This window comes from Pseudomonas sp. B21-012 (assembly GCF_024749305.1).
In the GTDB taxonomy this organism is placed as follows: domain Bacteria; phylum Pseudomonadota; class Gammaproteobacteria; order Pseudomonadales; family Pseudomonadaceae; genus Aquipseudomonas.
Genome location: NZ_CP087197.1, coordinates 1108812 through 1134589, shown reverse-complemented (window position 1 = coordinate 1134589; position 25778 = coordinate 1108812). Strand labels below are relative to the sequence as shown.

Annotated in this window: 22 protein-coding genes and 1 pseudogene; 20 read left to right on the top strand and 3 right to left on the bottom strand. The window is 63.3% G+C overall.

Annotation, left to right across the window (positions count from 1 at the left end):
- Positions 1–115 precede the first annotated feature (115 nt).
- The 5 genes and pseudogenes from LOY37_RS05170 (at position 116) to LOY37_RS05155 (ending at position 4851) form a co-directional block, all read left to right on the top strand.
- A complete protein-coding gene (locus LOY37_RS05170; RefSeq protein WP_093387105.1) occupies positions 116–730 on the top strand; it encodes a biliverdin-producing heme oxygenase in 615 nt (204 codons plus the stop codon).
- Positions 731–790: 60 nt separating this feature from the next.
- Positions 791–1216 carry a YbaN family protein gene (locus tag LOY37_RS05165; protein WP_045196600.1) on the top strand — a complete coding sequence of 142 codons (426 nt, stop codon included), beginning with the start codon at positions 791–793 and terminating at the stop codon, positions 1214–1216.
- A 100-nt stretch (positions 1217–1316) separates the two neighbouring features.
- Positions 1317–2585: pseudogene (locus LOY37_RS27525) on the top strand (HAMP domain-containing protein); the annotation flags it as partial.
- Between the two features lie 102 nt (positions 2586–2687).
- A complete protein-coding gene (locus tag LOY37_RS27520) occupies positions 2688–3443 on the top strand; it encodes a methyl-accepting chemotaxis protein (protein WP_371128687.1) in 756 nt (251 codons plus the stop codon).
- A 49-nt stretch (positions 3444–3492) separates the two neighbouring features.
- Positions 3493–4851 (top strand): CoA transferase, encoded by a 1359-nt coding sequence (locus tag LOY37_RS05155; RefSeq protein WP_258716403.1) that lies wholly within the window; start codon positions 3493–3495, stop codon positions 4849–4851.
- A gap of 15 nt (positions 4852–4866) precedes the next feature.
- Here the strand turns inward: LOY37_RS05155 and arcD (LOY37_RS05150) are convergent, their stop codons facing one another.
- Positions 4867–6294, bottom strand: a complete 1428-nt coding sequence (gene arcD, locus LOY37_RS05150) for an arginine-ornithine antiporter (RefSeq protein ID WP_045196419.1) — start codon at positions 6292–6294, stop codon at positions 4867–4869.
- 442 nt (positions 6295–6736) lie between these two features.
- Here arcD (LOY37_RS05150) and arcD (LOY37_RS05145) point away from each other — a divergent pair, with 442 nt between their 5' ends.
- From arcD (LOY37_RS05145) to LOY37_RS05090, 12 genes are all read left to right on the top strand, one after another.
- Complete coding sequence (arcD, locus tag LOY37_RS05145; protein ID WP_045196417.1) at positions 6737–8164, top strand: arginine-ornithine antiporter; 1428 nt, start codon at positions 6737–6739, stop codon at positions 8162–8164.
- A gap of 33 nt (positions 8165–8197) precedes the next feature.
- On the top strand, positions 8198–9454 hold the full coding sequence (gene arcA, locus LOY37_RS05140) for an arginine deiminase (RefSeq protein ID WP_045196415.1): 1257 nt from the start codon (positions 8198–8200) through the stop codon (positions 9452–9454).
- Between the two features lie 78 nt (positions 9455–9532).
- Positions 9533–10543, top strand: a complete 1011-nt coding sequence (locus tag LOY37_RS05135) for an ornithine carbamoyltransferase (protein ID WP_045196413.1) — start codon at positions 9533–9535, stop codon at positions 10541–10543.
- 79 nt (positions 10544–10622) lie between these two features.
- On the top strand, positions 10623–11552 hold the full coding sequence (gene arcC / locus LOY37_RS05130) for a carbamate kinase (RefSeq protein ID WP_093387115.1): 930 nt from the start codon (positions 10623–10625) through the stop codon (positions 11550–11552).
- Positions 11553–11606: 54 nt separating this feature from the next.
- Entirely contained in the window at positions 11607–11972 is a 366-nt protein-coding gene (locus tag LOY37_RS05125; protein ID WP_213602313.1) for a DUF5064 family protein, read from the top strand.
- Positions 11973–12117: 145 nt separating this feature from the next.
- Positions 12118–13626 carry a sigma-54-dependent transcriptional regulator gene (locus LOY37_RS05120; protein WP_093387118.1) on the top strand — a complete coding sequence of 503 codons (1509 nt, stop codon included), beginning with the start codon at positions 12118–12120 and terminating at the stop codon, positions 13624–13626.
- Between the two features lie 274 nt (positions 13627–13900).
- A complete protein-coding gene (gene gcvH / locus LOY37_RS05115; protein WP_045196405.1) occupies positions 13901–14284 on the top strand; it encodes a glycine cleavage system protein GcvH in 384 nt (127 codons plus the stop codon).
- Positions 14285–14293: 9 nt separating this feature from the next.
- Positions 14294–17149 carry an aminomethyl-transferring glycine dehydrogenase gene (gene gcvP, locus LOY37_RS05110; protein WP_258716402.1) on the top strand — a complete coding sequence of 952 codons (2856 nt, stop codon included), beginning with the start codon at positions 14294–14296 and terminating at the stop codon, positions 17147–17149.
- 100 nt (positions 17150–17249) lie between these two features.
- The gene (locus LOY37_RS05105) at positions 17250–18626 is read left to right on the top strand and encodes an L-serine ammonia-lyase (RefSeq protein ID WP_195885742.1); all 1377 of its coding nucleotides are present in this window, start codon (positions 17250–17252) and stop codon (positions 18624–18626) included.
- A 28-nt stretch (positions 18627–18654) separates the two neighbouring features.
- Positions 18655–19779 (top strand): glycine cleavage system aminomethyltransferase GcvT, encoded by a 1125-nt coding sequence (gcvT, locus tag LOY37_RS05100; protein WP_093387130.1) that lies wholly within the window; start codon positions 18655–18657, stop codon positions 19777–19779.
- 348 nt (positions 19780–20127) lie between these two features.
- Positions 20128–20340 carry a cold-shock protein gene (locus LOY37_RS05095; RefSeq protein WP_007931076.1) on the top strand — a complete coding sequence of 71 codons (213 nt, stop codon included), beginning with the start codon at positions 20128–20130 and terminating at the stop codon, positions 20338–20340.
- A gap of 97 nt (positions 20341–20437) precedes the next feature.
- Entirely contained in the window at positions 20438–20926 is a 489-nt protein-coding gene (locus tag LOY37_RS05090) for an RDD family protein (RefSeq protein WP_093387135.1), read from the top strand.
- Between the two features lie 52 nt (positions 20927–20978).
- On the opposite strand, the gene lptG is transcribed toward LOY37_RS05090, so the two are convergent.
- Positions 20979–22040 carry an LPS export ABC transporter permease LptG gene (gene lptG, locus LOY37_RS05085; protein ID WP_045196392.1) on the bottom strand — a complete coding sequence of 354 codons (1062 nt, stop codon included), beginning with the start codon at positions 22038–22040 and terminating at the stop codon, positions 20979–20981.
- Complete coding sequence (lptF, locus tag LOY37_RS05080; RefSeq protein ID WP_045196390.1) at positions 22033–23148, bottom strand: LPS export ABC transporter permease LptF; 1116 nt, start codon at positions 23146–23148, stop codon at positions 22033–22035. The genes lptG and lptF overlap by 8 nt, the downstream gene beginning before the upstream one ends.
- A gap of 280 nt (positions 23149–23428) precedes the next feature.
- On the opposite strand from lptF, the gene LOY37_RS05075 reads away from it, so the two are divergent.
- From LOY37_RS05075 to LOY37_RS05065, 3 genes are read left to right on the top strand one after another with little or no spacing between them, the layout of a single operon-like run.
- On the top strand, positions 23429–24922 hold the full coding sequence (locus LOY37_RS05075) for a leucyl aminopeptidase (protein WP_258716401.1): 1494 nt from the start codon (positions 23429–23431) through the stop codon (positions 24920–24922).
- Positions 24923–24973: 51 nt separating this feature from the next.
- A complete protein-coding gene (locus LOY37_RS05070) occupies positions 24974–25402 on the top strand; it encodes a DNA polymerase III subunit chi (protein ID WP_258716400.1) in 429 nt (142 codons plus the stop codon).
- Between the two features lie 5 nt (positions 25403–25407).
- Positions 25408–25755 (top strand): DNA polymerase III subunit chi, encoded by a 348-nt coding sequence (locus LOY37_RS05065; protein WP_123565649.1) that lies wholly within the window; start codon positions 25408–25410, stop codon positions 25753–25755.
- Positions 25756–25778: the final 23 nt, after the last annotated feature.

The window sequence follows — 25778 nt, the reverse complement described above, 5'->3', positions numbered from 1 at the left end:
GGCTAGACCCGCGATGGGCTGCAAATGCAGCCCCCCCACAGGTGAGGTTTTTTTACTGTCCCGCGTCTTCTCATTCGTCTAGTCATCAGGCACGCCCATTTCGCAAGGAATCACCATGACCGCCGCTACCACCGCCGAACGCGCCAGCCTGCGTTCGCAACGCTTGAACCAGCTGACCCACGCCCCGCACACCGAGCTCGACGCCCTGGTCAAATCCCACGCGCCGTTCGAAACCCGCGAGAGCTTCGCCCGCTTCGTGGTTGCCCAGTACCTGTTCCAGTCCGAGCTCAAGGCGCTGTACACCGACCCGGCGCTGATCGCCATCGTCCCTGACCTCGCCGCACGCTGCCGCGCCGAACAGGCCGGCCTGGACCTGGCTGACCTGAACACCGAGATCCCCGCCGACTTCGCCGGCGCCCTGCAAAACCCCAGCCTGGGTGAAGCCATGGGCTGGATCTTCGTCTCCGAAGGCTCCAAGCTCGGCGCCGCCTTCCTGATCAAGCGTGCCGTCGGCCTGGGCCTGTCGGACAGCTTCGGTGCCCGTCACCTGGGCGAGCCGGCCGGTGGCCGCGCTGAAGGCTGGAAGCAGTTCACGCGTATCCTCGACGGCCTGGAACTGAGCGCCGAAGAAGAAGCCAAGGCCGAGCAAGGCGCCGTGGCCGCCTTCGAGCGTTTCACCGAGCTGCTCAAACACGCTTACGCAACTGCGCCTAAAGCCGAACTGGCCTGATGCGCCGTACCCGGTTACCCTCGTGGTAACCGGGCCTTGCCCGTGCACACCGACAAGCCCATGACCCGCCCAGCCGCTTCAAAACTCTCGCGCCTGCTCTTCGGCCTGCTGGCTTACGTAAGCCTGGGCATCGGCCTGGTAGCGATCGTGATTCCCGGCCTGCCCACCACCGAGTTCATCCTCCTCGCCGCCTGGGCCGCCACCCGCAGCTCGCCGCGCCTGAGCGCCTGGCTGGAAAACCACCGGCTGTTCGGGCCGATCCTCAGCAACTGGCGCAACGGCAAGGTAATCCAGCGCCGGGCCAAGGTCAGCGCCACTGTCAGCATGCTGCTGTGCGCTGGCCTGATGCTGGTGTTTCTCGAGCACCGCTGGCCGGTGTTTCTCGCCATCGCCGGCATGAGCCTGGGTAACCTGTGGATCTGGTCGCGGCCAGAAACCGCGCCCTTGAGCCTTGCCGACCGTTCATCGGCGAGCACTCATGGCTAAGGCTATAAGGCCGATGAACTGTTATCGCTAAAAGGATGTAGCGAATCGAGCCCGCCCGTGGCTCGGTCCTCTACCGGCCTGCCTTTTAGCGAGTACGTCCATGTTCGACACGCTCTCGATCCGCCTGAAAATCGTCCTGCTCTCCGGCCTCTGCCTGCTTGGCGTGGTCGCACTCGTCGTCGGTATCAACCTGTATCAATCGCACCAGAGCGATGAGCTGGTCGGCGACGCCAGCACCACCATGCTCACCCGCAATGTCCAGGCCCTGCTGCAGGCCCGCGCCGGCGAAAAGGCCGAGATGCTGCGGCGTACTTTCAGCGACAGCCAGACCGTCATCACCGCCCTCGCCGACCAGGTCCAGGACTTGCAGCAACTGGCTCGCGAGCGCGGCCTGAGCGCTGGCGACCTGCGTGAAGCGATCAACCAGAGCCTGGCCACCAGCTTCAAGCGCAACCCCGACGTGCTGGGCGTGTGGCTGGCCTTCGAGGCCGACGGCCTGGACGGCGGCGACAGTGCCTTTGCCAACGACGCCAAACGCCTGAGCAACGAGAGCGGGCGCTTTGCCAGCTACTGGAGCCGCGCCCAGGGTCAGGCCCTGAACACGGTGATCAGCGATGTCGACCTGAACAAGACCGAGATCAACCTCAGCGGCACGCCCTACAACGTCTGGTACACCTGCTCACGCAACAGCGCGCGCTCCTGCCTGCTTGAGCCCTACTCCGACACCGTCGGCGGCAAGCAGATGCTGATGACCAGCATCACCATGCCGCTGCTGCACAACGGCAAAGTGATCGCCGTGGCCGGTGTGGATATTTCTCTCGATGCCCTGCAGGCGGCTGCCGCCAAGGCCCAGCAGGAGCTGTTCAACGGCGCCGGCCACCTGATGATCGTCGCCCCCAGCGGCTTGCTGGCGGCCAACAGCAATGATGCCGGCAAGGTCGGCAAGGCCATCGACCAGGACGGCCAGCAGGCGCTGCAGAAGCTCGCCGGCAACCAGCCACTGATCCTTGAACAAGGCGATACCATCCGCGCCGTCAATCCGGTGCAGCCGATTGCCGACAGCAAACCCTGGGGCATCCTTATCGACCTGCCCAAGCAGGTGCTGCTGGCCGACGCCATCAGCCTGCAGGCGACCCTTGAAGAGGCCCGCACCAGCGGTACCCTCAAAGTGGTGCTGTTCGCCACCCTGGCCGGCCTCGGCGGCCTGCTGCTGATGTGGCTGACCGCCACCGGCGTGACCCGCCCGCTCAACAGCGTAGCGAGCATGCTCGAAGACATCGCCAGCGGCGACGGCGACCTCACCCAGCGCCTGCGCTATGCGCGCAAGGACGAGCTGGGGCGGCTGACCGGCGGCTTCAACCGCTTCCTCGACAAGCTGCAGCCGACCATCGCCCAGATCAAACAGAGCATCACCCAGGCCCGGGCTACGGCTGATCAGTCTTCGGCAATTGCCCAGCGCACCAGTGAAGGCATGCAGGTGCAGTTTCGCGAGATCGACCAGGTGGCCACCGCCTCCAACGAGATGAGCGCCACCGCCCACGACGTTGCCAACAGCGCCGCCAGTGCCGCCGACGCCGCCCGCGGTGCCGACCGTTCGGCCAAGGACGGCATGGCGATCATCGAGCGCAGCACCCGCGACATCACCGTACTCGCCGAACAGGTCAGCAAAGCCGTTGGCGAAGTGGAAACCCTGGCGCAGAACAGCGAACAGATCGGCTCGGTATTGGAGGTGATCCGCAGCATTGCCGAGCAGACCAACCTGCTGGCGCTCAACGCCGCGATCGAGGCCGCCCGCGCCGGTGAGAGCGGCCGTGGTTTTGCCGTGGTTGCCGACGAAGTACGCAACCTGGCGCGCCGTACCCAGGACTCGGTCGAAGAAATCCGCCAGGTGATCGAGCGCATCCAGAGCAACACCCGCGAGGTGGTGGCGACCATGCATTCGAGCCACGGCAAGGCCCAGGAAAACGCCGGGCAGATCCACCAGGCGGTGCAGGCGCTGGACAAGATCAGCGAGGCGGTCACGGTGATCAGCGACATGAACCTGCAGATCGCCAGTGCCGCCGAACAGCAGAGCGCGGTGGCCGAAGAGGTCAACCGCAACGTCTCGGCGATCCGCGGGGTAACCGAAACCCTGACCGGCCAGGCCGCGGAATCGGCGCAGGTGAGCAGCCAGCTCAACACCCTGTCGTCGCAGCAGATGGCCTTGATGGATCAGTTCCGGGTTTGACCTGGCGCCGCTGATGGTCTGCAATGGCCCTTCTGCTGGAGGGCCATTGATGACCGCGCTACTCGACACCCTTGTCGCCGAACTGCAGCTGCCAACGGCACTGCGCAATAGCCTGCGCTTTCGCGGCAACGGCGCCCTGCCTTCGACTTTCGCCGTCACCGAGCTTGCCAGCAGCAGCATTGCCGCCTGTGGCCTGGCAATCGCCGAACTGCTGCAGCGCCAGCTTGAGCAACAGCCTGGCGTTGAAGTTGACCGCCGCCTGAGCTCGTTCTGGTTCGCCACCAGCCTGCGCCCGCAAGGCTGGAGCACACCGCCCTTGTGGGACCCGATTGCCGGTGACTACCGCGCCGAGGATGGCTGGATTCGCCTGCATACCAACGCAGCTCATCATCGCGCCGCCGCCCAGCAGGTAGTGGGCCGTGTGGCTGACCGCGCACACATGGCTGATCTGGTTGCGCGCTGGCGCGCTCATGAGCTGGAAAGCGCGATAGTCACCGCTGGCGGTTGCGCCGCGCAAATGCGCAACTGGTCCGAATGGTCGGCCCATCCTCAGGGCCTGGCAGTGAATGCCGAGCCGTTGATTCATCACCAACGGGCTCCGGCCTTTACAAAAAGACGCTGGACCGGTAACGCCGTCCGACCTCTGGCCGGGGTCAAGGTGCTGGACCTGACCCGCATCCTCGCCGGCCCCACAGCCAGCCGCCTGCTGGCAGGCTTCGGCGCGCAGGTGCTGCGGATCGACCCGCCAGGCTGGGAGGAACCGGCGGTGGTTGCCGAGGTGACCCTGGGTAAACGTTGTGCGCGCCTGGACTTGCACGATGGGGATGATCGACGGGTGTTTGAACGCCTGCTCAGTGAAGCCGATATTCTCCTGCATGGTTACCGCGCCGATGCCCTCGAACGACTGGGGTATGCCAGCGAACAGCGCCGCCAGCTCAACCCCGGGCTGATCGATGTGAGCCTCAACGCCTACGGCTGGAGCGGCCCCTGGCAACAGCGCCGGGGCTTCGACAGCCTGGTACAGATGAGCTGCGGCATCGCTTGTGAAGGCATGCGCTGGCAACAGGCCGACAAGCCCGTGCCGTTGCCGGTGCAGGCATTGGACCATGGCACCGGGTACCTGATGGCGGCTGCGGCGATCAAGGCCTACAGCGAACGCCTGGGCAGCGGTTGCGGGGCAACCCTGCGCCTGTCGCTGGCGCGCACGGCAAAGCTGTTGATCGATCAGGGGACGCTGGCAGCGGATTTGCCGTTACAGGCTGAGACGGCAGCGGATCTGAACCCGCAGCTGGAGCAGACGCCCTGGGGGCTGGCGCAGCGGCTGAAGGCGCCGCTGCTGGTCGAAGGGGCACCGTTGGATTGGCAGCAGGGGGCTTGTGAGCTGGGTTCTGCTGCTGCCTGTTGGTGAATGTGCCGGCACTGATTAAAGGCTCAACATCCCGCTGTACAAGCCATAGGCCGCCAACCCCGCGCCCACCAGCACGGCGGCGAAGATCAGCTTCTCCCAGGTGGTAAACAGCGCCTGGCCCTGCTCGTGCTTGGCCCGGGCAAACAGGATCACCCCCGGCGCGTACAGCAGCGCCGACAGCAGCAGGTACTTCAGCCCACCGGCATACAGCAGCCAGATCGCATAGATCAGCGCGATACCGGCAATCAGCAGGTCCTTGCGCCGTGCGCCGGGGTGGCCTTCATACGACTCGCCGCGCACCGCCAGCAACACCGCATAGGCTGCCGACCACAGGTACGGCACGAGGATCATCGACGAGGCCAGGTAGATCAGGCTGGTGTAGGTCCCGGCGGAAAACAGGGTGATCAGCAGGAACAGCTGAATCATCACGTTGGTCAGCCACAGCGCATTGGCCGGCACGTGATTGGCGTTTTCCCTGGCCAGAAAGCGCGGCATGGTCTGGTCGCGGGCGGTGGCGAAGAGGATCTCGGCGCACAGCAAGGCCCATGACAGCAGCGCCCCCAGCAGCGATACCGCCAGGCCGATACTGATCAGCAAGGCGCCCCAGGGCCCGACGATATGTTCGAGCACCGACGCCAGTGACGGGTTCTGCAAGGCCGCCAGCTCCGGCTGGGTCATCACCCCCAGCGACAGCACGTTGACCAGCACCAGCAAGGCCAGCACGCCGATAAAGCCGATCACCGTGGCCTTGCCGACGTCCGAGCGCTTCGCCGCCCGCCCGGAGTAGACGCTGGCGCCCTCGATGCCGATGAACACGAACACCGTCACCAGCATCATGTTGCGCACCTGGTCGAGCACGCCGCCGAATTTCGGGTTGCTCAGGCCCCAGATGTCCCGGGTAAAAATGTCGGCGCGAAAGGCCACCGCGGCGATGACGATGAACATCACCAACGGCACGATCTTGGCCACGGTGGTCACCTGGTTGATGAACGCCGCCTCCTTGATGCCGCGCAGCACCAAAAAGTGTACGGCCCACAACAGCAGCGAGGCACAGGCGATGGCGATCGGCGTATTGCCCTCGCCAAACACCGGGAAGTAGAAGCCCAGGGTGCTGAACAACAGCACGAAGTAGCCGACGTTGCCCAGCCAGGCGCTGATCCAGTAGCCCCAAGCCGAAGAAAAGCCCATGTACTCGCCAAACCCGGCCTTGGCATAGGCATACACGCCGGAGTCGAGTTCCGGCTTGCGGTTGGCCAGGGTCTGGAACACAAAGGCGAGGGCCAGCATGCCCACCGCGGTGATGCCCCAGCCGATCAGTACGGCGCCGACGTCGGCGCGCGCAGCCATGTTTTGCGGCAGCGAAAAGATCCCGCCGCCGATCATCGAGCCGACCACCAAGGCGATCAACGCCCCCAGGCGTAATTTCTGTCCAGGTTCGGACATGCAGATCCCCTTCTGTCTCGTGTTTGTAACGCCAGTGGTACACCCTGAGTTAAATATAATCTGACTCTAAGCGTCTATATATATTAAACCACTAAGCGCTTTCTGCTCATAACTAGCGCGTCTATGCCTGACGAACTAAATGGTGAGTTTTGTGCACAATTCGCGCTTCTTCAAGCTAATAAGAAAAATTCTCAGGGAAAATTTGCGATTCGCCCAAAACGGACTAGCTTCAATTCTCGCAGCCCCGCAAGAGCGATTGCTCTAAAACGCCATGGAGGTGCCAGTTGACAAGGCTTGCAGTACTGCGATCGGCAGACTCCGGGAGGCTGTTTCAGTCATTGATCTGCAATGGAATGTCCTCATGAACTGACCTGAATCAGCTAATGACTTCGCCGCTGGATTTATTCTAGCGTCATCTCTTCTCCTGGTACGGAGTTATTCAATGTCAGACGCTCCCGGAAAACTACGACTTGGTGCGCTGGTTGCACTTGTTGTCGGCTCGATGATCGGCGGCGGGATCTTTTCGCTGCCGCAAAACATGGCCGCAAGTGCTGATGTAGGCGCTGTTCTGATCGGTTGGGGCATCACCGCCATCGGCATGCTGACCCTGGCTTTCGTGTTCCAGACCCTGGCCAATCGCAAGCCTGACCTGGACGGCGGGGTATACGCCTACGCCAAGGCCGGTTTCGGCGATTACATGGGCTTTTCTTCAGCCTGGGGCTACTGGATCAGTGCCTGGCTGGGCAACGTCGGTTACTTCGTGTTGCTGTTCAGCACCCTCGGCTATTTCTTCCCGATCTTTGGCGAGGGCAACACTCCGGCAGCCGTCATTGGCGCCTCGGTGCTGCTCTGGGCCGTGCACTTTCTGGTATTGCGCGGGATCAAGGAAGCGGCCTTCATCAACCTGGTCACCACCGTAGCCAAGGTCGTACCGCTGGCGCTGTTCGTGCTGATCGCCCTGTTCGCCTTCAAGCTGGATATCTTCACCGCTGACATCTGGGGCTCGATGAACCCGGACCTGGGCAGCGTGATGAACCAGGTGCGCAACATGATGCTGGTCACCGTCTGGGTGTTCATCGGCATCGAGGGCGCGAGCATCTTCTCGGCCCGGGCAGAAAAACGCTCGGACGTCGGCAAGGCCACGGTCATCGGCTTCATCACCGTGCTGCTGTTCCTGGTGCTGGTCAACGTGCTGTCGCTGGGCATCATGACCCAACCGGAGCTGGCCAAGCTGCAGAACCCGTCGATGGCCGCCGTGCTTGAGCACGTGGTTGGCCACTGGGGTGCGGTGCTGATCAGCGTCGGCCTGATCATCTCGCTGCTCGGGGCTCTGCTGTCGTGGGTACTGCTGTGCGCCGAGATCATGTTCGCCGCCGCCAAAGACCACACCATGCCGGAGTTCCTGCGCCGCGAGAACGCCAACCACGTGCCGGCCAACGCCCTGTGGCTGACCAACGCCATGGTGCAGATCTTCCTGGTCATCACCCTGTTCTCGGCCAGTACCTACCTGTCGCTGATCTACCTCGCCACCTCGATGATCCTGGTGCCTTACCTGTGGTCGGCGGCCTATGCCTTCCTGCTCGCGGTACGCAGCGAAACCTACGAACAGGCCCTGGCCGAACGCAAGAAAGACCTGGTCATCGGCGCCATCGCCCTGCTCTACGCGGTCTGGCTGCTGTATGCCGGCGGCGTCAAATACCTGCTGCTCTCGGCCCTGCTGTATGCCCCTGGCGTGATCCTGTTCGCCAAGGCCAAGCGCGAGGTCGGCCAACCGATTTTTACCAACGTGGAGAAGCTGATCTTCGCCGCCGTAGTCATTGGCGCCCTGGTGGCTGCCTATGGCCTGTACGACGGCTTCCTGACTCTGTAACCACCCGTTTTCGCAACTTGGAGGAAATGAACCATGTCCACGGATAAAGTTAAGTACGGCGTACATTCCGAAGCCGGCAAACTGCGCAAAGTGATGGTCTGCTCCCCTGGCCTGGCGCACCAGCGCCTGACCCCGAGCAACTGCGACGAACTGCTGTTCGATGACGTTATCTGGGTCAACCAGGCCAAACGCGACCACTTCGACTTCGTCACCAAAATGCGTGAGCGCGGCATCGAAGTGCTGGAAATGCACAACCTGCTGACCGAGACCATCCAGAACCCCGAAGCGCTGAAATGGATCCTCGACCGCAAGATCACCCCGGACACCGTCGGTGTCGGCCTGACCAACGAAGTGCGCAGCTGGCTCGAAGGCCTGGAGCCGCGCAAACTGGCCGAATTCCTGATCGGCGGCGTGGCCGGTGAAGACCTGCCGGAAAGTGAAGGCGCCGGCGTGATCAAGATGTACCGCGACTACCTGGGCCACTCAAGCTTCCTGCTCGACCCACTGCCCAACACCCAGTTCACTCGCGACACCACCTGCTGGATCTACGGCGGCGTGACCCTCAACCCGATGTACTGGCCGGCGCGACGTCAGGAAACCCTGCTGACCACCGCCATCTACAAGTTCCACCCCGAGTTCACCGCGGCCGACTTTGAAATCTGGTACGGCGATCCGGACCAGGACCACGGCAAGGCCACCCTGGAAGGCGGCGACGTCATGCCGATCGGCAATGGCGTGGTCCTGATCGGCATGGGCGAGCGCACCTCGCGCCAGGCCATCGGCCAACTGGCGCAATCGCTGTTTGCCAAAGGCGCGGTGGAAAAAGTGGTGGTCGCCGGCCTGCCGAAATCCCGTGCAGCGATGCACCTGGACACCGTGTTCAGCTTCTGCGACCGCGACCTGGTCACGGTCTTCCCGGAAGTGGTCAAGGAAATCGTGCCGTTCGTCATTCGCCCGGACAGCAGCAAGCCATACGGCCTGGACGTGCGCCGCGAGAACAAGACGTTCCTCGACGTGGTCGCCGAATCGCTGAACCTGAAGAAACTGCGCGTGGTCGAGACCGGTGGCAACAGCTTCGCCGCCGAACGCGAGCAGTGGGACGACGGCAACAACGTGGTGGCGGTTGAACCAGGCGTGGTCATCGGCTACGACCGCAACACCTACACCAACACCCTGCTGCGCAAGGCCGGGGTCGAAGTCATCACCATCAGCGCCGGCGAACTGGGCCGTGGCCGCGGCGGCGGTCACTGCATGACCTGCCCGATCGTGCGCGACCCTATCGACTATTAATCGACCATCAACCGCCTGCACCCACAGGTGCAGGCGGGCCGATCACCGCTTTCCGTTCACACGAACAGGAGAAACATCATGGCGTTCAACATCCACAACCGTAACCTGCTGAGCCTGGAACACCACACCCCTCGCGAGTTGCGCTACCTGCTGGACCTGTCCCGCGACCTGAAACGTGCCAAGTACACCGGCACCGAGCAGCAGCACCTCAAAGGCAACAACATTGCGCTGATCTTCGAGAAGACCTCGACCCGCACCCGTTGCGCCTTCGAAGTGGCTGCCTATGACCAGGGCGCCAACGTCACCTACATCGACCCGAACTCCTCGCAGATCGGCCACAAGGAAAGCATGAAGGACACCGCCCGGGTACTCGGGCGCATGTATGACGCCATCGAATACCGTGGCTTCAAGCAGGAAATCGTCGAAGAGCTGGCGAAGTTCGCCGGCGTACCGGTGTTCAACGGCCTGACCGACGAATACCACCCGACCCAGATGATCGCCGACGTGCTGACCATGCGTGAGCACGCCGACAAGCCGATCCACGAGATCAGCTACGCCTACCTGGGCGATGCGCGCAACAACATGGGCAACTCGCTGCTGCTGGTCGGCTCCAAGCTTGGCATGGACGTGCGCATCTGCGCGCCGAAAGCCCTGTGGCCGCACGACGACCTGGTCGCCCGGTGCAAGAAATACGCGGAAGAAAGCGGCGCGCGCATCACCCTGACCGAAGACCCGAAAGCTGCGGTCAAGGGCGTCGACTTCATTCACACCGACGTCTGGGTATCGATGGGCGAGCCGGTTGAAGCCTGGGGCGAACGCATCCAGCAACTGCTGCCGTACCAGGTCAACGCTGAGCTGATGAAAGCCACCGGCAACCCACGGACCAAGTTCATGCACTGCCTGCCGGCGTTCCACAACTCCGACACCAAGGTCGGCAAACAGATCGCCGAGCAGTACCCGAACCTGGCCAACGGCATTGAAGTGACCGACGACGTGTTCGAGTCGCCAGCCTGCATCGCCTTCGAGCAAGCGGAAAACCGCATGCACACCATCAAGGCGATCCTGGTGTCGACCCTGGCTGACCTGTAATCCAGCTGCCAGTCTCTGTGGGAGCGGGCTTGCCCCGCTCCAGCAGGGTGGCATCTCCCTTTCCTAGAAGGACATCATCATGCGTATCGTTGTTGCATTGGGCGGCAACGCCCTGCTGCGCCGTGGCGAACCCATGACTGCAGACAATCAGCGCGCCAATATCCGCATCGCCGCCGAGCAGATCGCCAAGATCCATCCGGGCAACGAGCTGGTCATCGCCCACGGCAATGGCCCGCAAGTCGGCCTGCTGTCGTTGCAGGCGCAATCCTACAAGCCCGACGAAGCCTACCCGCTGGACGTGCTTGGCGCCGAGACCGAAGGCATGATCGGCTACATCATCGAGCAGGAGCTGGGCAACCTGCTGGACTTCGAAGTACCGTTCGCCACCCTCCTGACCCAGGTTGAGGTGGACGCCAACGACCCGGCCTTCAAGGACCCGACCAAGTTCATCGGCCCGGTCTACAGCAAGGAAGACGCCGAGCGCCTGGCCAAGGAAAAAGGCTGGGTGGTCAAGGCCGACGGCGACAAATACCGCCGTGTGGTCGCCAGCCCGAAACCCAAGCGCATCTTCGAGATCCGCCCAATCAAATGGCTGCTGGAAAAGAGCAGCATCGTCATCTGCGCCGGCGGTGGCGGTATCCCGACCATGTATGACGCCGACCGCAAGCTCAAGGGCATCGAGGCGGTGATCGACAAAGACCTGTGCTCGGCGCTACTGGCCGAACAGCTCGAAGCCGACCTGCTGGTGATCGCCACCGACGTCAACGCGGCGTTCATCGACTATGGCAAGCCAAGCCAGAAGGCGATTGCCCAGGCACACCCGGACGAGCTCGAACGCCTGGGCTTTGCCGCAGGCTCCATGGGCCCGAAAGTCCAGGCCGCTTGCGACTTTGCGCGCCACACCGGCAAAGTGGCGGTCATCGGTTCGCTGGCCGACATCGAGGATATCGTCAAGGGTACGGCCGGTACCCGGGTTTCCACCGCCAAGCCGGGAATCAGCTACCGTTGAATGCAGTTGGCGGGCCCAGGGCCCGCCGTTTTCACCTTTGCGGAGGATTCCATCATGGCCCAGTTCAAACCCGGTCACGTGCATATCGAGCGCACTGCGCTGAACAAGGCTGATCACAGCTACGACCTGAATATCGAGTACGCAGTAGTCCGGGAAGCCAACAAACACGGCATTGATTTCCACATGCATGGGAGCATCGAAGGCAAGACCGTGGAGGAAAAGTTCTTCCTGAGCAAGGAAGAGGTACTGCCAAGCTTCCTGAGTGTTGCCACGCGCAAGGCGCAGAGCTACATGCCGTCGCCGAAGAAATTCGAGAGCCTGGGCTCAGGGCACAAGATCTACGACCTGATGTTCGAGGACATTCGCGAGAAGCTGGAGGTGAAGTCGGGCGACCCGGTCAATCCCGAGCACTTCGAATAGCCCTACCGGCCTCATCGCCGGGCAAGTCGGTTCGCCGCACCGCCGCTCTCACCCAGGTAGGAGCGGCGGTGCGGCGAACCGACTTGCCCCGCGATTGCGCTGAACAGCATACTGGCCGCCTTCGGCAGCCTTGACCCCCTCCCCCATGCGCATCCACGTCAGTTTCATCGACCGTGTCGGTATCACCCAGGAAGTGCTGGCCCTGCTCGGCGCCCGCAACCTCAACCTGGACGCCGTGGAGATGGTGCCGCCGAACGTCTACATCGACGCCCCGACCCTCAGCCCCCACGTGCTCGAAGAGCTGCACGACGCGCTGTTCAACGTGCAGGGCGTGCAAACCGTACAAGTGGTCGACATCCTCCCCGGCCAGCGCCGTCACCTGCAGCTCGATGCCCTGCTCGCGGCCATGAGCGACCCGGTGCTGGCCCTGGACAGCGCCGGCCACGTGCTGCTGGCCAACCCGGCGCTGGTGGCGTTGTGCGGGCAGGAACCGTCCGACCGTTCGGTGGCCGACCTGTTTGGCGACCCGGGCTTGCTCGAAGCGCTGATCGAACAGGGCTTCCACCTGCCCCTGCGCGAAGTGACCCTCAACGGCCAGACCCTGCTGCTCGACGCCACGCCGATCACCAACGCCGGCGCCCTGCTGACCCTGTACCAGCCCAACCGCATCGGCGAACGGCTGTCGGCGCTGCACCATGACCATGCCGAGGGCTTCGATGCCCTGCTCGGCGACTCCCCGCCGATCCGCACCCTCAAGGCCCGCGCCCTGCGCGTTGCAGCTCTGGACGCGCCGCTGCTGATCAACGGTGAAACCGGCACCGGCAAGGAGCTGGTGGCCCGCGCCTGTCACGCTATCAGCAGCCGTCACAGTGCGCCCTTCCTGGCCCTCAACTGTGCGGCGCTGCCGGAGAACCTGGCCGAAAGCGAGCTGTTCGGTTACGCCCCCGGCGCCTTTACCGGCGCGCAACGTGGCGGCAAGCCGGGGCTGATGGAACTGGCCAACCAGGGCACGGTATTCCTCGACGAGATCGGCGAGATGTCACCGTACCTGCAGGCCAAGCTGCTGCGTTTTCTCAACGATGGCAGCTTTCGCCGGGTCGGCGGTGATCGCGAGGTCAAGGTCAATGTACGGATCCTCAGCGCCACCCACCGCGACCTGGAAAAAATGGTCGCCGAGGGCACCTTTCGCGAAGACCTGTTCTACCGCCTGAACGTGCTCAACCTGCAGGTGCCACCGTTGCGCGAACGTGGCCAGGACATCCTCCTGCTGGCGCGCTACTTCATGCAGCAGGCCTGCACCCAGATCCAGCGCCCGCTGTGCCGCCTGGCCCCGGCCACTTACCCGGCGCTACTGGGCAACCGCTGGCCGGGCAACGTGCGCCAGCTGCAGAACGTGATCTTCCGCGCCGCGGCCATCAGCGAAAGCAGCCTGGTGGACATCGGCGACCTGGACATTGCCGGCACCTCGGTGGCTCGCGGCCATGACGCTGAAGTCGACAGCCTTGAACAGGCCGTGGAAGACTTCGAGCGCAACCTGCTGGAAAAGCTCTACAGCAGCTACCCCTCGACCCGCCAGCTAGCCAGCCGCCTGCAAACCTCGCACACCGCCATCGCCCATCGCCTGCGCAAGTACGGCATCCCGGCCAAGCCCTGAACAGCTGTAGCGAAATCACTACATCGTAACGATATCGATACAGCACAGTTTCAGGGCCACAGTGCAAGGTTCTGATCCACTTGAGCTTTTTTTCTCACCCCTAGGTGTAGCGATTTCGCTACACCGGTTATTTATTCTCCTGCTGGAAATTATCTAACTATTTGTTTTAAAACGATATTTTAGATATGGCCGCAATATTGCTATGGCATTACCCATCCCTGGGCTCACCTGAGCCATGCCCACAGCCGTCCCCTGCGGCCCTTGAGGAGTTTCCATGAGCGAGTTGCGTTTTACCGAAGATCACGAATGGCTGCGTAGCGAAGCTGACGGCAGCGTCACCGTCGGGATCACCGCCTTCGCCCAGAACGCCCTGGGCGATGTGGTCTACGTGCAACTGCCAGAGCTGCAACGCTACGAGCAAGGCGCCGAAGCCTCGACCGTCGAATCGGTCAAGGCTGCCAGCGGCGTGTACATGCCGCTGACCGGCGAAGTGGTAGCGGTCAACGACCAGCTCGAAGGCAACCCCGAACGGGTCAACGAAGACCCGCTGGGTGAAGGCTGGTTCTTCCGTTTCATCCCCGCCGACGCCGGCGCCGTCGCGCAACTGCTCGACCAGGACGCCTACGACCGCCTGATCAAAGCCAACGCTGACGCCTGAGGAACCGCCATGACCATCAACCTCGGCACTGCCAACGAATTCATCGCCCGCCACATCGGCCCGCGCCAGCACGACGAGCAGCACATGCTCGCCACCCTCGGTTTTGACTCGCTGGAGGCCATGAGCGCCGCGGTCATCCCCGACAGCATCAAGGGCACCAGCGTCCTTGAGCTGGGCGCCGGGCAAAGCGAAGCCCAGGCGCTGGCCTCGCTCAAGGCCATCGCCGGCAACAACCAGCTGTTCAAGAGTTTCATCGGCCAGGGTTACTACAACTGCCACACGCCGGCGCCGATCCTGCGCAACCTGCTGGAAAACCCGGCCTGGTACACCGCCTACACCCCTTACCAGCCAGAGATTTCCCAGGGCCGCCTGGAAGCGCTGCTGAACTTCCAGACCCTGATCAGCGACCTCACCGGCCTGCCGATCGCCAACGCCTCCCTGCTCGACGAAGCCACTGCCGCTGCCGAAGCCATGACCTTCTGCAAACGCCTGAGCAAGAACAAGGGCAGCCACGCCTTCTTCGCCTCGGTGCATTGCCACCCGCAAACCCTGGACGTGCTGCGCACCCGTGCCGAGCCGCTGGGTATCGAGGTTGTCGTCGGCGACGAGCGTGAGCTGAGCGATGTCAGCGCCTTCTTCGGCGCCCTGCTGCAATACCCGGCCAGCAGTGGTGAAGTCTTCGACTACCGCGAGCTGGTCGAGCGCTTCCACGCGGCCAATGCCCTGGTCGCCGTGGCGGCCGACCTGCTGGCCCTGACCCTGCTGACCCCGCCGGGCGAATTCGGCGCCGACGTGGCCATCGGCAGCGCCCAGCGCTTTGGTGTACCGCTGGGCTTCGGTGGCCCGCATGCCGCCTTCTTCTCGACCCGCGATGCATTCAAGCGCGACATGCCCGGCCGCCTGGTCGGCGTGTCGATCGACCGCTTCGGCAAGACCGCACTGCGCCTGGCCATGCAGACCCGCGAGCAACATATCCGCCGCGAGAAAGCCACCAGCAACATCTGCACTGCCCAGGTACTGCTGGCCAACATCGCCAGCATGTACGCCGTATACCACGGACCTCAGGGCCTGAAGCAGATCGCCGAGCGTACCCACGCGCTGACCGCGATCCTCAAGGCCGGCCTGCAACAGTTGGGTGTACAGGTCGAAGTGGAACACTTCTTCGACACCCTGACCCTGGCCACCGGCAGCAGCACCGCCGCCCTGCACGACCAGGCCCGCAGCCAACGCCTGAACCTGCGCCAGATCGACGCCCAGCGCCTGGGCCTGTCGCTGGATGAAACCAGCACCCAGGCCGACGTCGAAGCCCTGTGGCAGCTGTTCGCCGCTGGCAAGGCCAGCCCGGACTTCGCCACCCTCGCTGCCAGCGTTCAGGCACAACTGCCACGCACGCTGCTGCGCCAGTCGGCGATTCTCGAGCACCCGGTGTTCAACCGTTACCACAGCGAAACCGAGCTGATGCGCTACTTGCGCCGCCTGGCTGACAAGGACCTGGCGCTGGACCGCACCATGATCCCGCTGGGCTCGTGCACCATGAAGCTCAACGCCGCCAGCGAAATGATCCCGGTGACCTGGGCCGAGTTCGGCAGCCTGCACCCGTTCGCCCCGGCCGCGCAGAGCCAGGGTTACCAGCAACTGACCAGCGAGCTGGAAGCCATGCTCTGCGCCGCCACCGGCTACGACGCCGTGTCGCTGCAGCCCAACGCCGGCTCCCAGGGCGAATACGCCGGCCTGCTGGCGATTCGCGCCTATCACCAGAGCCGCGGCGAAGCGCGTCGCGACATCTGCCTGATCCCGTCCTCGGCCCACGGCACCAACCCCGCTACCGCACACATGGCCGGCATGCGCGTTGTAGTCACCGCCTGTGACGCCCGCGGCAACGTCGACATCGACGACCTGCGTGCCAAGGCCATCGAACACCGCGAACACCTTGCCGCGCTGATGATCACCTACCCCTCGACCCATGGCGTGTTCGAAGAAGCCATTGGCGAGATCTGCGCGATCATCCATGACAACGGCGGCCAGGTGTACATCGACGGCGCCAACATGAACGCCATGGTCGGCCTCTGCGCCCCGGGCAAGTTCGGCGGCGACGTTTCGCACCTGAACCTGCACAAGACCTTCTGCATCCCCCACGGCGGTGGCGGCCCGGGCGTCGGCCCGATCGGCGTCAAATCGCACCTGGCGCCGTTCCTGCCGGGCCATGCGCACATGGACAACAAGCAGGGCGCGGTTTGCGCCGCACCGTTCGGCAGCGCCAGCATCCTGCCGATCACCTGGATGTACATCCGCATGATGGGTGGCGCCGGGCTCAAGCGTGCCTCGCAAATGGCCATCCTCAACGCCAACTACATCGCCCGCCGCCTGGAAGAGCACTATCCTGTGTTGTACACCGGCAGCAATGGCCTGGTGGCGCACGAGTGCATCCTCGACCTGCGCCCGATCAAGGACAGCAGCGGCATCAGCGTCGATGACGTGGCAAAACGCCTGATCGACTTCGGCTTCCACGCCCCGACCATGTCGTTCCCGGTGGCCGGCACGCTGATGATCGAACCGACCGAAAGCGAGTCTAAAGAAGAACTGGACCGCTTCTGCGAGGCGATGATCCGCATCCGCGAAGAGATTCGCGCAGTCGAAAGCGGCAGCCTGGACAAGGACGACAACCCGCTGAAGAACGCCCCGCACACTGCCGCCGAAATCGCCGGTGAGTGGAGCCACCCGTACAGCCGCGAGCAGGCGGTGTATCCGCTGACCTCGCTGGTCGAAGGCAAGTACTGGCCCCCGGTCGGCCGCGTTGACAACGTGTTTGGCGACCGCAACCTGGTGTGTGCCTGCCCGTCGATCGAGAGCTATCAGGACGTCTGAGGCCTCTTCGCGGGGCAAGCCCGCTCCCACAGTGAGACCCTCATTCCCTGTGGGAGCGGGCTTGCCCCGCGATAGCCTTCATCACAACGAGGGTACGACCATGTCACTAAGCGTCTTCGACCTGTTCAAGATCGGCATCGGCCCCTCCAGTTCCCATACCGTAGGCCCTATGCGCGCCGCTGCGCGTTTTGCTGAAGGCCTGCGTCGCGACGGCCTGCTGGCCGCTACAGTCAGCGTCAAGGCCGAGCTCTATGGCTCGCTCGGCGCCACCGGCAAAGGCCACGGCAGCGACAAGGCCGTGCTGCTCGGCCTTGAAGGCGAACACCCGGACAGCGTCGACACCGAAAGCATCCCCGCACGCCTGCAGGCCATCCGCAGCAGCGGCCGGCTCAACCTGCTCGGCGAGCATGCCATCGACTTCGTTGAAAAGCAGCACCTGGCGATGATCCGCAAACCCCTGGCCTTCCATCCCAACGGCATGATCTTCCGTGCCTTTGACGCCGCCGGCTTGCAGATTCGCAGCCGCGAGTACTACTCGGTGGGCGGTGGTTTCGTGGTCGACGAGGACGCCGCCGGCGCCGATCGCATCGTCGAAGACAGCACCGTGCTGCCCTACCCGTTCAAGACCGCCAAGGAGCTGCTTGGCCACTGTACCGCGCAGCACCTGTCGATCAGCCAGGTCATGCTGGCCAACGAAGCCGCCTGGCGCCCGGAAAGCGACACCCGCAGCGGCCTGTTGCACATCTGGCAGGTCATGCAGGACTGCGTGTCTGCCGGTTGTCGCAACGAAGGTATCTTGCCTGGCGGGCTCAAGGTCAAACGCCGCGCCGCCGCACTGTACCGCCAGCTGTGCAGCAACCCGGAGGCGAGCCTGCGCGACGCGCTGTCGGTGCTCGACTGGGTCAACCTCTACGCCCTGGCCGTCAACGAAGAAAACGCCTTTGGCGGGCGCGTGGTCACCGCGCCGACCAATGGCGCCGCCGGCATCGTCCCGGCAGTGTTGCACTACTACATGCGTTTTATCCCGGGCGCCAATGACGACGGCGTGGTGCGTTTTCTGCTCACCGCCGCCGCCATCGGCATCCTCTATAAAGAGAACGCCTCGATCTCCGGTGCCGAAGTCGGCTGCCAGGGCGAAGTCGGCGTTGCCTGCTCGATGGCCGCCGGAGCCCTGTGCGAGGTGATGGGCGGCACGGTGCAGCAGGTCGAGAACGCCGCCGAAATCGGCATGGAACACAACCTGGGCCTGACCTGCGACCCGATCGGCGGGCTAGTCCAGGTGCCCTGCATCGAGCGTAACGCCATGGGTTCGGTCAAGGCCATCAACGCGGTGCGCATGGCCCTGCGCGGTGACGGGCAGCACTTCGTCTCGCTGGATAAGGTCATCCGCACCATGCGCCAGACCGGCGCCGACATGAAAAGCAAATACAAGGAGACCGCCCGCGGCGGTCTGGCCGTCAACATCATCGAATGCTGACACCCTCTCAAGCCCCAAGGAGTCATCAATGTCCACCGAAACACTGCTCAAGACCCCGCTGCACGCCCTGCACCTGGAACTGGGCGCCCGCATGGTGCCTTTCGCCGGATACGACATGCCGGTCCAGTACCCGCTGGGAGTGATGAAAGAACACCTGCACAGCCGCGAGCAGGCCGGCCTGTTCGACGTTTCGCACATGGGCCAGATCCGCCTGAGCGGCGCCGCTGCAGCCAAGGCCCTGGAAACCCTGGTGCCGGTCGACATCATCGACCTGCCGGTGGGCATGCAGCGCTATGCCATGTTCACCAACGAACACGGCGGCATCCTCGATGACCTGATGGTCGCCAACCTGGGCAACGACGAACTGTTCCTGGTGGTCAACGCGGCCTGCAAAGAGCAAGACCTGGCCCATTTGCGCAAACATATCGGCGATCAGTGCCAGATCCAGCCACTGTTCGAGGAGCGCGCCCTGCTGGCCCTGCAGGGGCCGGCGGCGGTGAAGGTGCTCGAGCGCCTGGCACCCGTCGTGACGAAGATGACTTTCATGCAGTTCCAGCCGGTACAACTGCTGGGCGCAGACTGTTTTGTCAGCCGCTCGGGCTACACCGGTGAGGACGGTTTCGAGATTTCGGTGCCGGCCGGGAAAGCCGAAGAGCTGGCGCGCCGCCTGCTGGCCGAACCCGAAGTCCAGGCTATCGGCCTGGGCGCACGCGACTCGCTGCGCCTGGAGGCCGGCCTGTGCCTGTATGGCCACGACATGAACACCCAGACCACGCCCATCGAAGCCAGCCTGCTCTGGGCCATCTCCAAGGTGCGCCGTGCCGATGGCCAGCGCGCCGGCGGCTTCCCCGGTGCCGAGGCGATCTTCGCCCAGCAGCAAAGCGGGGTTGCGCGCAAGCGCGTGGGCCTGTTGCCGCAGGAGCGCACACCGGTGCGCGAAGGCGCCGAGATCGTTGACGAGTCAGGCACGGTTATCGGCAGCATCTGCAGTGGCGGCTTTGGCCCGACATTGAATGCGCCGGTGGCGATGGGGTACCTCGATGCCGCGTACAGCGCACTGGAAACCCCAGTGTGGGCGATCGTGCGCGGCAAGCGCGTGGCGATGAAAGTGAGCAAGATGCCCTTCGTTGCCCAACGCTATTATCGCGGCTGAATCGATACTTGAAACAACGTGTCATGAAGCGTTCGGATTTTCGAATTCGAACGCTTTTTATAACTTTCGAAAAGCGTTGCGACAATGCTTGGAATGAGCCGGAAAAAATCGACCGAACGGCGGCTAAAAGGCACAGCGGCGGCGGTCTGCAGGGCTTGTTTTTGTCTTCAAAGTTAGCGTATTGTCTGTGCACTGTGTTTGCATGGGTCGCTATGGTTCGTGACCTGGGCAGTAGCTCTGATGTTTGCTACACCCGTTCGACGTCTCTTACTTTCCTGCAACCCAGCCCAGTACTCTTTCATTTGGAAGAAGCTGTTACTAATTCTAAGTTTCAAAGGAAATAAGACAATGTCCCAACGTCAGAGCGGTACCGTCAAGTGGTTTAACGACGAGAAAGGTTTTGGTTTCATCACTCCAGAAAGCGGTCCGGATCTGTTCGTGCACTTCCGCGCTATTCAGGGTAACGGCTTCAAGAGCCTGAAAGAAGGTCAGAAAGTCACCTTCATCGCCGTGCAGGGCCAGAAAGGCATGCAGGCTGACGAAGTTCAAGCCGAAGGCTGATCTTCATCAACAAAGAAGCCTCTGCTGGCGACAGCAGGGGCTTTTTTGTGCGCGCAATTCCGTAGAATGGGCGTTTTGCGCAAGGAGGGCCTCGCCAGTGCCCAAGCAGCTGTTACAGCCCGAAGGTGAATTTCCCCCTGTCGACCTTGGCCGCCGCCTGGCCGCCATGTTCTATGACTTTTTGCTGTGCACCGCGTTGCTGATCGTCACCGCCGGTGCCTACAAGATGATCCAGATGGCTTTTATCGGGGAAGCGCGCATGCGCGAGTTGACCGAGGCCGGCGCCCTGGATGGCGACCCGTTGCTGTCGACCATCCTGCTGTTCGCCCTGTTCGGCTTTTTCGCCAAGTTCTGGACCCACGGCGGCCAGACCCTGGGTATGCAGGTATGGGGCATCCGTGTGCAAAATGCCGACGGCAGCGCCATCAGCCTGTGGCAGGCGCTGCTGCGTTTTGTCGTATCGATCGGCTCGTGGTTGTGCTTGGGCCTGGGTTTTATCTGGGCGTTGTTCGACAAGCGCAAGCGCAGCTGGCACGACATCTACTCCGACACTCAACTGGTGCGAATTCCCAAGCGCAAAAAATAACCGCGCACAAAAAAGCCGACCCTGAGGTCGGCTTTTTCTTGTCTGCGGCAATTTATCCGGCGCGCCGCAACATCCACAACCCGGCCACCGCACAGATCGCCGCCGGCAGCACCACCGCCAGCAACGGCGGGAAGCCGAACACCTGGCTGGAAGGCCCGAGCAGGTCCTGGGCGATGCGGAACACAAAACCCACCAGCACCCCGGTGAACACCCGCTGACCAAGGGTCACCGAGCGCAGCGGGCCGAAGATGAAGGAAATGGCCATCAGCACCAGCGCCGCGGTGACCATCGGCTGCAGCACCTTGGTCCAGAATGCCAGCCAGTACCGGGCGTTGTTCAGGCCCTGGTCGGACAGGTAGTGGATGTAATCCCAAAGACCGGTGATCGACAGTGATTCTGGTGCGACCACTACGGTATTGAGCAACTGCGGGGTGACCGACACGTCCCAGCGTTCTTCAGGCGTTTTGATGACTTCGGTGTGATCGCCGCGGAAATAGGTGGTGGTCACGTCGCTGAGCAGCCAGTGATCTTCCTTGTACTGGGCACGACGGGCAAAGCTCGAGGTCTGCATGTGCCGCTCGTTGTCGAAGCGATAGCGGGTCACGCCGTACAGCAAACCGTTGGGCTGCACCGAGTTGATGTGCACGAACTCGTCACCCTGGCGGTGCCACATGCCGCGCTTGGAGCTCTGCGCCTCACCACCGCCCTGGGCCAGGGAACGGTCGGCCTGGGCCTTGTTCTCGGTGACCGGGGCCAGGTACTCGCCAATCAGGATACCGGCCAGCATCAGCACCAGCATCGGCTTCATCACCGCCCAGACGATCCGCCCGATCGACACGCCGGCGGCGCGCATGATGGTCAGCTCGCTGCTGCTGGCCAGGCTCCCCAGGCCGATCAGGCAGCCGATCAGGGCAGCCATCGGCAGCATGTCGTAGAGCCGCCGCGGTGCGGTGAGCAAGACGAAATTGCCGGCGTCCATCAGCGTGTAGGTGTCGGTGATGTCACCCATCTCGTCGATGAAGGCGAACAGCGAAGCCAGGCCCAGAATGATCCCCAGTACGGCGAGGATCGCCATCAGCACACTTTTGCCGATGTAACTGTCGAGCTTAACCATGGGCCACCTCCGCACGGCGAGCGGCGCGCTTGAGACGCAACGGCTCCCAGTACATCAGCCCCAGGCCGATCAACAGGAACAGGCCATGGACCCACCAGATACCCAGGCCGATCGGCAGCTTGCCTTTCTCCAGGGCGCCACGCACGGCAATCAGCATTGTCAGGTACGCCATATACAGAAGAATCGCCGGCAGCAGTTTGAGGAAACGGCCCTGGCGCGGGTTGACCCGCGACAGTGGCACCGCCAGCAGGGTGACGATGAACACCAGCAACGGCAGCGACAGGCGCCACTGCAGCTCGGCACGCTCGCGCAGGCCCTTGCTGCCAATCAGTTGCGAGGTCGGGATGGCTTCACGCTCGGTGATCTCTTCACTGACTTCAGGCTTGGGCAACAGCACGCCGTAGGTGTCGTACTTGATTGCGCGATAATCAGCCTGGCCAGGGTTACCGTCATAGCGGTAGCCGTTTTCCAGGATCAGGTAGCGGTTGCCATCGGGGTTGACCTGCTGGTGGCCTTTTTCCGCCACCAGTACCGACGGACCGCGGTCCTTGGTCTTGTCCTGGTTGAAGCGCTTCTCGGAAATGAACACACCGCCAAGGTTTACCCGATCTTCCGACAGTTGCTCGGTATAGGTAACCCGCGAACCATCGCGCAGGGTCTGGAAGCGGCCCGGCACCAGGGTGTCGAACTCGGTCAGGGCGTCCTGCTGGTTGATGATCTGTGCGACCTGGGTAACGCCCTGGGGCGCCAGGCTCAGGCTCAGCCAGGCTACCAGCAAGGCCACCAGTGCCGCCGGCGCCATGGTCATGCCCAGCAGCCGCTGCTGGCTCATGCCGGTGGCCGAAAGCACGGTCATCTCGCTTTCCAGGTACAAACGGCCATAGGCCAGGAGGATACCGAGGAACAGCCCCAGGGGCAGGATCAACTGCAGGAAGCCCGGCAGGCGGTAGCCCATGATCAGGAACAGCACGCTCGGGTCGAGCACGCCCTGGGCCGCCTGGGCCAGGTATTTGATGAAGCGCCCACTCATGATGATGACCAGCAGCACAGCGCTGACGGCACTCAAGGTCACCAGGACCTCGCGGGACAGATAACGAAAGACGATCAAACCAGACACTCCTGGGTTGTCAGGCTCGGACAGCCGAACAAGAAATCCATAACAGCCAAGATAGTAGCCCGCTCGCCAGAGCGAACCCGGGTAAAAGTTGGCGCATTATCCTGTGATTGGCCGTGCCTGTCACTTGGCGCCGCACAATGCTTCATCTCGGGGTTGTCAGGGCGGGCGAAGCAGGCTCAAACTGGGGGCTTTAGCACTGGTACGCGACCACGCGGCCACGACCGCGCCTGCATAGACAACGCGCATCGACAGATCATTCGGGGAACCTGACATGGAACTGGTTGTAAAAAGCGTAGCCGCAGCATCCTTGAAAACCGCCACCCTGGTCCTGCCCGTGGCTGAAGGCGGCAAACTCGGCGCCATCGCCAAAACCATCGACGAAGCCACCGGCGGTGCCCTGGCCGGCGTGCTCAAGCGCGGCGACCTGGCCGGCAAGGTCGGCCAGACCCTGCTGTTGCACAGCCTGCCAAACCTCAAGGCCGAGCGCGTGCTGCTGGTGGGTACCGGCAAGGATGCCGAGCTGGGTGATCGCAGCTGGCGCAAGGTCGTTGCCGCCGTGCTGGCAGTGCTCAAGGGCTTGAACGGCAGCGACGCAGCACTGGCCCTGGACGACGTCAAGGTTGCCGGCCGCGATGCTTTCTATGGCAAGACCCGCCTGCTGGCCGAGAGCCTGCTCGATGACCAGTACGTGTTCGACCAGTTCAAGAGCAAGAAAGCCGAACCTCGCGCCCTGAAAAAAATCACCCTGCTCAGCGCCAAGGCCGGTGCCAGCGATGTCGAACGCGCGGTCAAGCACGCCGTTGCCATCGCTAACGGCATGGGCTTCACCCGCGATCTGGGCAACCTGCCACCGAACGTCTGCCACCCAAGCTACCTGGCCGAACAGGCCAAGGCCCTGGGCAAGGAATTCAAGGGCCTCAAGGTCGAGGTGCTGGACGAGAAGAAGATCAAGGACCTGGGCATGGGCGCCTTCTACGCCGTCGGCCAGGGCAGCGACCAGCCGCCACGCCTGATCGTGCTCAACTACCAGGGCGGCAAAAAGAGCGAGAAGCCTTTCGTGCTGGTGGGCAAGGGCATCACCTTCGACACCGGTGGCATCAGCCTCAAGCCCGGCGCCGGCATGGATGAAATGAAGTTCGACATGGGCGGCGCCGCCAGCGTCTTCGGCACCCTGCGCGCCGTGCTCGAGCTGCAACTGCCGATCAACCTGGTGTGCCTGCTGGCCTGCGCCGAGAACATGCCGAGCGGCGGCGCCACCCGTCCTGGCGACATCGTCACGACCATGAGCGGGCAGACCGTCGAGATCCTCAACACCGACGCCGAAGGCCGCCTGGTGCTGTGCGACACCCTGACCTACGCCGAGCGCTTCAAGCCTCAGGCAGTGATCGACATCGCCACCCTGACCGGCGCCTGCATCGTCGCCCTGGGCAGCCACACCTCGGGCCTGATGGGCAACAACGACGACCTGGTCGGGCAACTGCTCGATGCCGGCAAGCGCGCCGACGACCGCGCCTGGCAGCTACCGCTGTTCGACGAATACCAGGAACAGCTCGACAGCCCGTTCGCCGACATCGCCAACATCGGCGGGCCAAAAGCCGGCACCATCACCGCCGGTTGCTTCCTGTCGCGCTTTGCCAAGGCCTACAACTGGGCTCACCTGGACATCGCCGGCACCGCCTGGATCAGCGGCGGCAAGGACAAGGGTGCCACTGGCCGCCCGGTTCCACTGCTGACCCAGTACCTGCTCGATCGCGCCAACGCCTGAGGCGACGCTGGCCGTCTGCGCCTTGGGGCGTAGCCGGCCGGCAGGCAGACCATGAGCAAAGTCGATTTCTACATATTGCCCAGCGCCGCGCCCTCGGCGCGCCTGGATTTCGCCTGCAAGCTGTGCGACAAGGCCTGGCGCCTGGGGCACCAGGTTTACCTGCATTGCAGCGACGCCGCCCAGCGCGATGAACTGGACGCGCGCCTGTGGGCGTTCAAGGGCGAGGCCTTCGTGCCCCACGACGCGGCTGAAGACAACCCGCAGGGCAGCGTCGCTCTGGGCCTTGGCGATGATGCCGGCAGCCACCAGGACCTGCTGATCAACCTTGACCTCAAGGTACCGGCGTTCGCTTCCCGCTTTGCCCGGATCGCCGAGATCGTGGTCGAAGAGCCGGCGATTCGTCAGGCGGCCCGAGAGAGTTTCCGTTTCTACCGCGAACAGGGCTATGCTCTGCAAGATCACCGCTTACAGCGACTCTGAAGACGATGGACAAACCCACTCCCCTGCCCCAATCCGCGCACCTGCTGGACGACCTGGAGTCGATCCGCCAGCTGCTTGGCGATGCATCCCTTGAGCCGCCGCTGTTGACCGACACCGTCGAGGAGCAGATCCCGCTGCTGCTCGAAGAGGCCGAAGCAGCGCCGCAGCCGGCGCCTGAAGCGCCAGCCGACCCGCAGGCCAGGCGCCAGGAAACCCTGCTGCACCTGGACGCCGAGCTACGCGCGGCGGCCCAGTTGATCATGCAGGACGTGATCAACGATTTCGCCCCGCATATCGAAAGCGAAATCAAGCGCCGCCTCGATGCCAGGCTCGAGCGCCTGCTCAATCAATAAAAAGCAGTTACAAGCTTCAAGCG

Coding starts and splice junctions, on each gene's coding strand:
- LOY37_RS05170 (WP_093387105.1), top strand. CDS start 116: ATGACCGCCGCTACCACCGCCGAACGCGCCAGCCTGCGTTCGCAACGC.
- LOY37_RS05165 (WP_045196600.1), top strand. CDS start 791: ATGACCCGCCCAGCCGCTTCAAAACTCTCGCGCCTGCTCTTCGGCCTG.
- LOY37_RS27520 (WP_371128687.1), top strand. CDS start 2,688: ATGCAGGTGCAGTTTCGCGAGATCGACCAGGTGGCCACCGCCTCCAAC.
- LOY37_RS05155 (WP_258716403.1), top strand. CDS start 3,493: ATGACCGCGCTACTCGACACCCTTGTCGCCGAACTGCAGCTGCCAACG.
- arcD (WP_045196419.1), bottom strand. CDS start 6,294: ATGTCCGAACCTGGACAGAAATTACGCCTGGGGGCGTTGATCGCCTTG.
- arcD (WP_045196417.1), top strand. CDS start 6,737: ATGTCAGACGCTCCCGGAAAACTACGACTTGGTGCGCTGGTTGCACTT.
- arcA (WP_045196415.1), top strand. CDS start 8,198: ATGTCCACGGATAAAGTTAAGTACGGCGTACATTCCGAAGCCGGCAAA.
- LOY37_RS05135 (WP_045196413.1), top strand. CDS start 9,533: ATGGCGTTCAACATCCACAACCGTAACCTGCTGAGCCTGGAACACCAC.
- arcC (WP_093387115.1), top strand. CDS start 10,623: ATGCGTATCGTTGTTGCATTGGGCGGCAACGCCCTGCTGCGCCGTGGC.
- LOY37_RS05125 (WP_213602313.1), top strand. CDS start 11,607: ATGGCCCAGTTCAAACCCGGTCACGTGCATATCGAGCGCACTGCGCTG.
- LOY37_RS05120 (WP_093387118.1), top strand. CDS start 12,118: ATGCGCATCCACGTCAGTTTCATCGACCGTGTCGGTATCACCCAGGAA.
- gcvH (WP_045196405.1), top strand. CDS start 13,901: ATGAGCGAGTTGCGTTTTACCGAAGATCACGAATGGCTGCGTAGCGAA.
- gcvP (WP_258716402.1), top strand. CDS start 14,294: ATGACCATCAACCTCGGCACTGCCAACGAATTCATCGCCCGCCACATC.
- LOY37_RS05105 (WP_195885742.1), top strand. CDS start 17,250: ATGTCACTAAGCGTCTTCGACCTGTTCAAGATCGGCATCGGCCCCTCC.
- gcvT (WP_093387130.1), top strand. CDS start 18,655: ATGTCCACCGAAACACTGCTCAAGACCCCGCTGCACGCCCTGCACCTG.
- LOY37_RS05095 (WP_007931076.1), top strand. CDS start 20,128: ATGTCCCAACGTCAGAGCGGTACCGTCAAGTGGTTTAACGACGAGAAA.
- lptG (WP_045196392.1), bottom strand. CDS start 22,040: ATGGTTAAGCTCGACAGTTACATCGGCAAAAGTGTGCTGATGGCGATC.
- LOY37_RS05075 (WP_258716401.1), top strand. CDS start 23,429: ATGGAACTGGTTGTAAAAAGCGTAGCCGCAGCATCCTTGAAAACCGCC.
- LOY37_RS05070 (WP_258716400.1), top strand. CDS start 24,974: ATGAGCAAAGTCGATTTCTACATATTGCCCAGCGCCGCGCCCTCGGCG.
- LOY37_RS05065 (WP_123565649.1), top strand. CDS start 25,408: ATGGACAAACCCACTCCCCTGCCCCAATCCGCGCACCTGCTGGACGAC.